Raw genomic sequence first — 9,971 nt, 5'->3', positions numbered from 1 at the left:
CTGGCCGGCCGCGGCGGCCGCCCGTGCGGCGGCCACCGCCGCGGTGTGCGCCGAACGGGACGCGGCGTTGGCCGCGCCGATCGCCTTGCGCGCCGTGAACGCCGCTTGGTCGGCCGCGTACGCGGCCCGGTTCGCCGCGTCCGTGGCCTCGCCGGCGTGTCCCTGCGCGGCCGCCGCGGCGTCCTTGGCGGCCTGAGCGGCCTTCATCGCGGCCGCGGCTTCCACGATCGCGCGGTCGGATTCCTGCTTCGCCTGCTCGGTTTCGGCCGCGGCCTGCGCCGAGGCCGCCTTCGCCGTGGCCACCAGCTGCGCGATGGACGTCGTTTCCGCGTCACGCGACTGCGCCACCGGGAGGTCGACGGTGAGGAACTGGTTCAGCGCGTCCACGGTGCCCGCGTCCAGCGCCTGCTGCCCGGCCTTCTTCACCTCGGGGCCACCGCCCGAGATCGCCTGGCTGACCTTGACCGTCTGGTCGATCTCGAACGGCGTCTGCCACCCGGAATCCAGGAACGCCTTCAGCGCCTCGTCGGTGCCGGCGTCCAGGGCCTGCTGCCCGGCCTTCTTCACCTGCGCGCCGCCGGCGGACATCACCTGGCTGACCCGCACGCTCAAGTCGATCCCGTACGGCGTCTTCCAGCCGGTGTCCAGGAACACGCTCAACGCGTCGTCGGTGCCGGCGTCGAGCGCCTGCTGCCCGGCCGACCGCGTCGCGACGCCGCCGGCCGACATCAGCCGGCTGACCTGCACAGTGCGGTCGATCGTGGCGTCCGCGCCCCGGAGCGACGTCAGGAACCGCGTCACGTCGGCGTCCGTGCCGGTCAGCGCGGCCGCCGCGTCCTGCTTGGTCGCCGGGCCGGCGAGCTGCCACAACCGCAGCACCCGCAACCGGTCCACGGCCGGTGCAGCGCTTTCCGCGGCCGCCGCCGCGGGCCGGCTTTCCGCCGCCTGGGCGGCCGGCGGGACGGTGATCCCGCCGACGCCCAGCGCCGCCGTCAACACGACCATCAACCCGGCACGAAGCCGGGTGTTCGTCACACGCACGTGAGTCCCCCTCAGTGAACTGCCGTCGTGGACAGCTCCACCGACCGGCATTCGCGCAGATCGATGAGTACCGGAGGGATCACAGCCCGGTCAACCGCCGAACAGCGGTGATCGACATCACCGCCGGGACGAGCCGGACGAAACGTGCGTCAGCGCAGGTCCATCCCCAAATCGAGCGCCGGGGACGAATGGGTCAGCCCGCCCACCGACAGGTAGTCCACACCGGACTCGGCGTAGGCCCGGCCGCGGTCGAGGGTGAGGCCACCGGAGGATTCCAGCCGCGTCTTGGGGGAAACCTCGTCGCGGCTCACCACCGCGACGCGGCACTGCTCCGGCGTGAAGTTGTCCAGCAGCACCTCGTCCGCGGCCGCGGCCAGCGCCTCCGCCAGCTGCTCGAGCGTGTCGACCTCCACCTCGCACGCCAGCTCCGGCGCGTGCGCCCGGGCCGCGGCCAGCGCGGCGGTCACCGAACCCGCGGCGACGACGTGGTTGTCCTTGATCAGCACCGCGTCGCCCAGCCCGAGCCGGTGGTTCACCCCGCCACCGCAGCGGACGGCGTACTTCTGCAGCAGCCGCAGCCCCGGCAACGTCTTGCGGGAGTCGCGGATCGCGCAGCCGGTTCCGTCTACTTCGGACACCCAGGCGGCCGTCGCGGTGGCGACGCCGGAGAGGTGGCACAGCAGGTTCAAGGCCGTGCGCTCGGCGGTGAGCAACCCGCGCACCGGACCGCGCAGCACCAACGCGGGCTCCCCCGCGACCAGCCGCTCGCCGTCTTCACGCGCGGCCAGCACCTCGTACGCCGAGCCCAGCACCATGTCGAACACCGCCAGCGCCACCGGCAGCCCGGCGACCACGCCGTCGACGCGCGGGGTCAGCTCGGCCACCGCGGTCGCCGCCGCGGGCACCGTCGACGCGGTCGTCGCGTCGGGCCCGTACCGCAGGTCCTCGGCCAGCGCCGTCGAAACCACCCGCGTCACGTCCTCGACGTCGAGGCCGACGGCGGCGATCCGGCGCAGGACCGGTTCGGAGATCGGGAAAGTCATGCCACGCCCTCCAGGGGGATCGGGTCGGCCAGCACCGGCTGGCCGGACGGGCTGAGCCGGATGAGCTGACTGCGCCGCCAGTTCTCGTCGAGCGAGGGGAAGTCGGACCGCACGTGGCAGCCGCGCGACTCGGTGCGCCGGACGGCCGCGGCGAGCAACGCCTGCGCCACCACGGTCAACGCCGCGTCCTCCACGGCCGCCTGCGTCCACAACGGACTGTCCTGTGCGGACAGGTCGAGGACCGAAACCGCGGCGGCGAGCCCGTCGGCGTCGCGGCCGATCGCGGCGTACCGGCTCATCACGCGCTGCAGCGAATCACGCGACGCGGCCGGCGCGGTCGTCCACGAAGGCAGCCGCCCGCGCGCCGGATCGGCCAGCAGGCCCGCGGCGAGGTCCGCCGCGACGGCCTCCGCGACCCGCTGCCCGACGACCAGGCCTTCGAGCAAGCTGTTGGACGCCAGCCGGTTCGCGCCGTGCAGCCCGGTCCGCGCGACCTCACCCGCGGCGTACAGCCCCGGCACCGACGAGCGGCCGTCGGCACTGGTCACCACGCCACCGCACGAGAAGTGCGCCGCCGGCACCACCGGGATCGGGTCCGACGCCGGGTCGATCCCCAGTGCCGCACACGCTGCGGACACCGTCGGGAACCGCGCCGCGAACCCGGGAACGCCGGTCGCGTCGAGGAAGACGTGGTCGTCGACGCCGCCCGGCGCGGTCGCCATCCGGCGGGTGATCGCCGCCGAGACGACGTCGCGGGGCGCCAGGTCGCCGAGCGGGTGCACACCGCGCATGACCGAAGCGCCGGCGCCGTCGACCAGCGTCGCGCCCTCGCCGCGCACGGCTTCGGTGACCAGCGGGCAGCGTCCCCGCGCGCCCGGGGTGTACAGGACGGTCGGGTGGAACTGGACGAACTCGATGTCCGCCACGCTCGCCCCGGCCCGCAGCGCGAGCGCGATCCCGTCGCCGGTGGCCATCTCCGGGTTCGACGTCGCCTGGTAGAGCTGTCCGATCCCGCCACTGGCCAGCAGCACGGCCGAAGCGCGGACGACGCCGGGGACTCCGTTGCGGTCGAGCACGGTGAGGCCCGCGACCCGGCCACCCGGCGTGCGCAGCGCGTCGACGGCGATGTGGTGTTCCAGGACCGGCACCCGCGCCTGGCCGGCCTGCGCGACCAGAGCGCGTTCGACCTCGGCGCCGGTCGCGTCGCCACCGGCGTGGATGACCCGGAACGCGCTGTGCCCGCCCTCGCGGGCCCGCGCCAGCAGCCCGCCCTCCGCGGCGTCGAACCGCGCGCCGTCCGCCCGCAGCCGGGCGACGGCCGCCGGGCCGCCGTCGAGGATCGAGCGGGCGGCGGCCTCGTCGACCAGCCCGGCGCCCGCGGTGAAGGTGTCCGCCGCGTGCTTGGCGACCGAGTCGTCGAGGTCGTGCTGGTCTGCCATGACCACGGCGACGCCGCCCTGGGCCCAGCGCGTGTTGCCGTCCTCGACCGCGGCCTTGGTGACCACCAGGACGTGCAACCCGAGCGTCTGCGCGCGCAGGGCCGCCGTCAGGCCGGCGACACCGCTGCCGACCACGACCAGGTCCGCACGCGCTTCCCAGACCGGGGTTTTCGCCTGTGAATCATTAACCGGCGTGGTCATTCTCCGCCGCCAGGCTGCCCGATCTCGATCATCCGCTGCACCGAAGCCTTCGCACGGGCGGCCGTCTCGAGGTCGACGTGGACCTCGTCGAGCCCCTCGCGCAGGCACCGCAGCAGCGCGGCGGGGGTGATCATCTTCATGTACCGGCAGGACGCGCGGTCGTTCACCGCGCGGAAGTCGATGCCCGGCGCGGCCTTGCGCAGCTGGTGGATCATGCCGATCTCGGTGGCCACCAGCACGGTCTTGGCCTTCGTGTCACGGGCCTCGTGGACCATGTCGCCGGTGGAGAGGATCTTGACCCGCTCCGGCGCCACGGCGCCCTCGCCGGCCAGGTAGAGCGCCGACGTCGCGCAGCCGCACTCGGGGTGGATGAACAGGTCCGCGTCCGGGTTCGAAGCCGCGCGCTCGGCCAGCTCGGCGCCGTTGATACCGGCGTGGACGTGGCACTCCCCGGCCCAGATGTGCATGTTCTCCCGGCCGGTCACGCGCTTGACGTGCGCGCCGAGGAACTGGTCCGGCAGGAAGAGGACTTCCTGGTCAGCGGGGATGGAGGCGACGACGTCGACCGCGTTGGACGACGTGCAGCAGATGTCGGTCTCGGCCTTCACCTCGGCCGTGGTGTTGACGTAGGAGACGACCACCGCGCCCGGGTGCTCGGCCTTCCAGGCCCGCAGCTCGGCGCCGGTGATGGAGTCGGCGAGCGAGCAGCCGGCCCGCGCGTCCGGGATCAGGACGGTCTTCTCCGGGGCGAGGATCTTCGCGGTCTCGGCCATGAAGTGCACGCCGCAGAAGACGATGGTGGACGCGTCGCTGCTCGCCGCGATCCGGCTGAGCGCGAGGGAGTCGCCGGTGTGGTCGGCGATGTCCTGGATCTCCGGGACCTGGTAGTTGTGCGCGAGCAGGACCGCGTCGCGCTGCTTCGCCAGGCGCCGCACCTCCTCCGCCCAGGCCGCGTTCGCCTCGACCCCGCCGAACGGGGTGAGGCCTTCCGGAACCAACGTGGTGGTCATCTTGGCCCTCCTGGACCGTCGCGGGTTTTCGCCTTACAATCGAAAACCGTGCGAAGTCATCTTAACACCCAGACCCCCTTGGCCCACGAGGTTTTGGGCGCGGTCCTTCAAGTGCGCTCGGACACACTCCGGGTGCTGCTGTGGCGCCGCGCGCTCGACCCGCACCTCGGCCGCTGGTCGCTGCCGGGCGGCCGGCTGCGGCCCGACGAGGACGTCGAGACGTCGGTCCGGCGCCAGCTCAAGGAGAAGGTCGACGTCCGGCAGCTGAAGCACGTCGAGCAGCTCGCGGTGTTCAGCGACCCGAGCCGGGTGCCCGGGCCGCGCGTGGTGGCGACGGCGTTCCTCGCACTGGTTCCTTCCGACGTCGACCCCGAGGTGCCCGAGGACACCGAGTGGCACGACGTCGCGAAGCTGCCGCGCACGGCGTTCGACCACGAAGCGATCGTGCTGCGGGCCCGCGACCGGCTGCGTTCGAAGCTCTCCTACACCAACCTCGGGTTCGCCCTGGCGCCCGACGAGTTCACGATTTCCGCGCTGCGCGGGCTGTACTCGGCGGCCCTGGGCTACCGGGTCTCGGCGACCAACCTGCAGCGCGTGCTCTCCCGGCGCGGGCTGCTGGTTCCCACTGGTCACACGGCGCCACCGGGGCGCGCGGGTGGGCGACCCGCGGCGTTGTTCTCCTTCGCGGGCAAAGGCATGCAAGTGACGGATCCGTTCGCGGTGTTCAAGCCGCCGAGTCGGTGACCATCCTGCGGCGGAGGCGTTCTCCCTCTACCGTGGAGCGCGTGACAGAGCCGGAATCGGATAGCGACGCGACGACGACCTTGCTGCCGTTGTTCCCGTTGCAGACCGTTCTGCTCCCGGGAACCAAGCTGCCGCTGCACATCTTCGAGCCGCGGTACCGGCAGCTGACCGCCGACCTCGTCAGCGGCACGGTGCCGGGGCGCGAGTTCGGTGTCGTCGCCCTGCGCTCGTCGCTGACCCGCGAGGTCCGTGGTCTGGACCAGCTGTACGAGATCGGCTGCAGCACGATCCTGCGCGAGGCCAAGCGCCTGCCGGACGGCCGGTTCGACGTCGTCACGCAGGCCCAGCGCCGCTTCCGGCTGCGCGAGCTCGACTGCACCTCGGCGCCGTACCTGATCGCGACGGTCGAGTGGGTCGACGACGACCCCGTGTCACCCTCGGGAGACATGGCGGAACGCCTGGCGGCCGTCGCCCGCACGGCACACCGGCGCTACTGCGAAACGGCGTGGCGCAGCGACGACTGGCACACCCCCGACCCGGCGACCGACCTCGCCGAGCTGGCCTACCAGCTGGCCGCCGACTGCCTGCTGCCGCTGGAAGACCGCCAGCGGCTGCTCGAGGAGCGCCACCCGCTGCGCCGGCTCCGCATCGCCTGCCGGCTGCTGACGCGGGAGGCGGGCTTCCTCGACACCCTCGGCGCGGTGCCGCTGCCGCCGAGCGAGCTCACCGACCTGAGCCGCCCGGCCAGCCTCAACTGATCACTCCGCGGCGCCGTTGCCGTTCCCGAACTTGTTCCACACCTTGCCCGCCGCGCCCGAAACCGCCTCGCCGACGTCGCTGAACACCTTCGTCAGCGGGTCGGTGGAGCTGTTCCACGAGTCCTTGTACGACTTCGCCGCCGACTTCAGGTCGTCCTTCCAGTCCGACGTCGGGGTGTCGTCGTCGCGGCGCGGGTAGTCGCCGGCCAGGATCGCGCGGTACTCCTCCGACGCCGCCCACTTCTGCAGCTGGGCCGCGCGGACCACGGCGAACGGGTGCGTCTCCGTCTCGACGAACTTGAGCTTGAGGAAGCTGTCGCGGATGTCCTCGACCGACTCGTACTCGGTCGCCTGCTGCAGGAACGACGGGATGTCGATGCGAGCCGGGTCGACGCCGCCGGCGATCTGGATCTGCGCGCGCAACGCCGCCGTCGGGTCCTGGCCGCACAGCAGCCCGGCGCGGTCGCAGGACAGCTCGGCCTTGCGGTACCACTCGCGCAGGGCCGCGATGATCGCCCGGATGCCGAGCGCGCTCACCGGCGTCCACGACAGCGACATCTGCAGGCCGATCAGGCGCACCATGATCGTGCGGTAGACCGTGTGCCCGGACAGCACGTGCCCCATCTCGTGCCCGATCGCGAACCGCAGCGACTCGTGGCTCATCAGCTCGACGAGCCCGGTGCTGACCCGGATGAACGGCTCGTCCATGCCGACCGCCGACGCCTGGATGCGCGGGTCCTGGTAGACGAACAGGTTCGGCACCGCGGGCAGGTCGAGCGTCTCGGCGCATTCGTGGCGCAGGCGGTCGAGCTCCGGGTACTGCTTCGGCCCGACCCGGATCGACGACGCCAGCGCCATCAGCCGCTCGCCGCGCTCGTTGTAGAAGCCCGAAACGGCCTTGACGACCTGCGCGAAGCCGGGCACCGCGCGCAGCGTCGCGAGCGCGCCACGGTCCACCGGGTGCTCGTACGCGCGCGGGCTGATGCCGGGAAAGCGGACGGCGTTGTGCCGCGAAACCTCGATGTCTTCGGTCACTGATCCCCCTGTGGTCGAGGCCACCACCTTAGGGGAAGATCGTCAGCCGAGGCGGCGGCCCAGATCGTCGCGGCCGTTCCAGGTGACCAGCAGCGTGTAGGTCACCGAGACGCCGAGCGGGCCGGTCAGCAGCACCCACCACGACTCCAGGCGCGGCGCGAGCTCGATCACCGAGCCGAGCGCCGGCGCGGTGTCGATCGCGTAGTGGCTGTTCGCCCAGCCGACGCCGAGCAGCATGGCCAGCACGCCCGCGAGCGCGACGCCGAGCAGCGCGGCGAGGAACACGACCGGGCCGCGCCGCTCCCGCATCAGCCAGGTGACGACGCCGACCACGATCCCGATCCCGAGGGTGAGGAACCCGAAGACGGCGAGGTCGTCGAAGCGGTGCCAGCTCTCCAGCTCGAGGGCGCCCTGGGTGCCGTCGGAGCCGATGATGCGCACGCGTTCCGGCGGCGCGATCCGCGACCAGACGAAGGCGAGCGGGAAGCTCAGCAGGCTGAGGGTCCCGAGCACGCTCACGGCGGGCAGCAGGTCGGCCTTGACGACGACCTTCGGCCGCCGCTCCCGGACCAGCACGGGCACCGACCACGGCCCCGGCACGGCCGACGGCCGGTGCGCGGGCCCCGACGTCTCACTCACCCGGACTCCCTCCTGTGAGATGCTGCGACCGAGGGTAACCGGTCCGTGCGAAGCGCGTGTCAGCCGCTGGCCGTGTCGCCGTGCCGGCTGCACTTGGCCGTCCAGCCCAGCGGGCTCACCTGGACCACCAGCCGGCGGGCGCAGTACGTGCAGAACCGCGGGGGCTCCAGCGCCGTCCGGGGGTTGTGGCACGCGGGGTGGTCTGCGCCGGACGGCGACTCCTGTCCACAGTGGACACAGAAAGCGGGTGCGTCAGAGGCTGTCACTGAGCGCCTTGATGGGCATCTTCAGCTCGTCCAGCATCTCCAGGTCCGCACTGGCCGGGCGGCCCAGGTTCGTCAGGTAGTTGCCGACGATGATCGCGTTGATCCCGCCGAGCATGCCCTGCTCCGCGCCGAGGTCGCCCAGCGTCAGCTCGCGGCCGCCGGCGAAGCGCAGCATCGTGCGCGGCATCGCGAGCCGGAACGCCGCGACCGTGCGCAGCGCGTCCTTGCCCTCGACGATCTCGAAGTGCTCGTACGGCGTGCCCGGCTGCGGGATGAGGAAGTTCATCGGCACCTCGTGCGGGCTCAGCTCGGCCAGCTGCACCGCGAACTCCGCGCGCTGCTCGACCGTCTCCCCCATGCCGATGATGCCGCCGCAGCAGACCTCCATGCCCGCCTTCGCGACCATCCGGAGCGTGTCCGCGCGCTCTTCCCACGTGTGGGTGGTGACGACCTCGGGGAAGTGCGAGCGCGCGGTCTCGAGGTTGTGGTTGTAGCGGTGCACGCCCATCTCGACGAGCTCGTCGACCTGCTCCTGCGTGAGCATGCCGAGCGAGCAGGCGATCTGGATGTCGTTGCCGTCCTCGCGGATCGCCTTCACGCCCTCGCGGACCTGCGAGAGCAGGCGCTTGTCCGGGCCGCGGACGGCGGCGACGATGCAGAACTCCGTCGCGCCGGTCTCGGCGGTCTGGCGGGCGGCCTTGACCAGGTTCGGGATGTCCAGCCAGGCCGAGCGCACCGGCGTCGGGAACCGGCCGGACTGCGAGCAGAAGTGGCAGTCCTCCGGGCAGCCGCCGGTCTTGAGGCTGATGATGCCCTCGACCTCGACCTCGGGCCCGCACCAGCGCATCCGCACGTCGTGGGCCAGGGCGAGCAGGTCGGGCAGCCGGTCGTCGGGCAGCCGCAGCACCTCGAGGACCTCGGCTTCGCCCAGGCCGACGCCGTTTTCGAGGACGTGCTCGCGCGCGTAGGCGAGGACATCGGTGTCCGGGACTGCGGTCACGGGCTGCTCCTTGGTTGTGGCGGAAACGTCCCTCATCGTGCCTGACGGTCCGGCGAGGGGACAGCGACGCAGGTCACTTCTCGGCGGAAGCGCACCCTGCGAACAGTTCGGGGTCGAACTCGCCGCCGAACCACGGCGAAAGCCCGGCCCGCGCCGCGGCGAGGAACTCTTCGGGCGACGCCTTGCCCAGGCCCTCGGGCAGCACCCCCAACAGCGGCGCGCCGGCCGCGACGGGCAGGTCCTCGAGGTTGGACAGCGCCGCGAGGTCGGGCTCGGCCGGCCAGGCGCCGATGATGACGCCGGCGACGGTCAGCCCGCGCTTGGTGGCGACCTCGGCGGTGAGCGCGGTCGCGTTGAGCGTGCCCAGGCCGGCTTCGGCGACGATGATCACGAGCGACCCGAGCGACCACGCGACGTCGGCGAGGCTGGCCCCGGTGCCGTCGAAGCGCACCAGCAGCCCGCCGGCGCCCTCGATCAGGGTGAGGTCGTGCCCGGTGTCGAGGTCCGACGCCGCCTGCGCGATCTCACCGGGGTCGAGCGTCGGCAGCCCGCTGCGGCGCGCGGCGGCCTCCGGCGAGAGCGGGTCGGGGTACCGGCTCAGCTCGAGCGTGGTGACGCTGTCCCCGGCGAGCCGCCGGACGTCGGCGAGATCGCCGGGCTCGTCGGGCCGTACGCCGGTCTGGGCGGGCTTGAGCACGGCGACCCGCTGCCCGCCGTCCACCGCGAGCGCCGCGATCGCCGCCGTGGTGATCGTCTTGCCGACCCCGGTCCCGGTCCCCGTCATCACCAGCATGG

11 protein-coding genes are annotated in these 9,971 nt (G+C 72.7%); 2 read left to right on the top strand and 9 right to left on the bottom strand.

The genetic code is table 11. The annotated features are described in order from the left end of the window. From M8542_RS45815 to nadA, 4 genes are all read right to left on the bottom strand, one after another. The coding region (locus tag M8542_RS45815) for an ALF repeat-containing protein (RefSeq protein WP_257926705.1) at positions 1 to 1,041 on the bottom strand (1,041 nt) is incomplete at its 3' end. A gap of 149 nt (positions 1,042 to 1,190) precedes the next feature. Next, a complete protein-coding gene (nadC, locus tag M8542_RS45810; protein ID WP_257926704.1) occupies positions 1,191 to 2,084 on the bottom strand; it encodes a carboxylating nicotinate-nucleotide diphosphorylase in 894 nt (297 codons plus the stop codon). Then, a complete protein-coding gene (locus M8542_RS45805; protein WP_257926703.1) occupies positions 2,081 to 3,724 on the bottom strand; it encodes an L-aspartate oxidase in 1,644 nt (547 codons plus the stop codon). The genes nadC and M8542_RS45805 overlap by 4 nt, the downstream gene beginning before the upstream one ends. Beyond that, positions 3,721 to 4,734, bottom strand: a complete 1,014-nt coding sequence (nadA, locus tag M8542_RS45800) for a quinolinate synthase NadA (RefSeq protein WP_257926702.1) — start codon at positions 4,732 to 4,734, stop codon at positions 3,721 to 3,723. The genes M8542_RS45805 and nadA overlap by 4 nt, the downstream gene beginning before the upstream one ends. 111 nt (positions 4,735 to 4,845) lie before the next feature. On the opposite strand from nadA, the gene M8542_RS45795 reads away from it, so the two are divergent. Beyond that, positions 4,846 to 5,478: an NUDIX hydrolase gene (locus M8542_RS45795; protein WP_257926701.1), complete on the top strand. Its 633-nt coding sequence runs from the start codon at positions 4,846 to 4,848 to the stop codon at positions 5,476 to 5,478. A gap of 41 nt (positions 5,479 to 5,519) precedes the next feature. Continuing rightward, positions 5,520 to 6,236 (top strand): LON peptidase substrate-binding domain-containing protein, encoded by a 717-nt coding sequence (locus tag M8542_RS45790; protein ID WP_257926700.1) that lies wholly within the window; start codon positions 5,520 to 5,522, stop codon positions 6,234 to 6,236. On the opposite strand, the gene M8542_RS45785 is transcribed toward M8542_RS45790, so the two are convergent. The 5 genes from M8542_RS45785 to bioD form a co-directional block, all read right to left on the bottom strand. Beyond that, complete coding sequence (locus M8542_RS45785) at positions 6,237 to 7,271, bottom strand: M48 family metallopeptidase (protein WP_257926699.1); 1,035 nt, start codon at positions 7,269 to 7,271, stop codon at positions 6,237 to 6,239. It abuts the gene before it with no gap. Positions 7,272 to 7,313: 42 nt separating this feature from the next. Continuing rightward, a complete protein-coding gene (locus M8542_RS45780; protein WP_257926698.1) occupies positions 7,314 to 7,910 on the bottom strand; it encodes a DUF2567 domain-containing protein in 597 nt (198 codons plus the stop codon). 59 nt (positions 7,911 to 7,969) lie between these two features. Then, positions 7,970 to 8,176 carry a biotin synthase auxiliary protein BsaP gene (gene bsaP, locus M8542_RS45775; protein WP_257926697.1) on the bottom strand — a complete coding sequence of 69 codons (207 nt, stop codon included), beginning with the start codon at positions 8,174 to 8,176 and terminating at the stop codon, positions 7,970 to 7,972. Further along, positions 8,163 to 9,176, bottom strand: a complete 1,014-nt coding sequence (gene bioB, locus M8542_RS45770) for a biotin synthase BioB (RefSeq protein WP_372508778.1) — start codon at positions 9,174 to 9,176, stop codon at positions 8,163 to 8,165. Before bioB ends, bsaP begins: the two co-directional genes overlap by 14 nt. Positions 9,177 to 9,249: 73 nt before the next feature. Continuing rightward, on the bottom strand, positions 9,250 to 9,969 hold the full coding sequence (bioD, locus tag M8542_RS45765; protein WP_276588035.1) for a dethiobiotin synthase: 720 nt from the start codon (positions 9,967 to 9,969) through the stop codon (positions 9,250 to 9,252). Positions 9,970 to 9,971 lie beyond the last annotated feature (2 nt).

Origin of the sequence: Amycolatopsis iheyensis (assembly GCF_024703995.1) — a bacterium.
GTDB classification, from domain to species: Bacteria; Actinomycetota; Actinomycetes; order Mycobacteriales; family Pseudonocardiaceae; genus Amycolatopsis; species Amycolatopsis iheyensis.
Note: the sequence above shows the minus strand (reverse complement) of the source record. Positions and strands in the feature narration are given on the sequence as shown.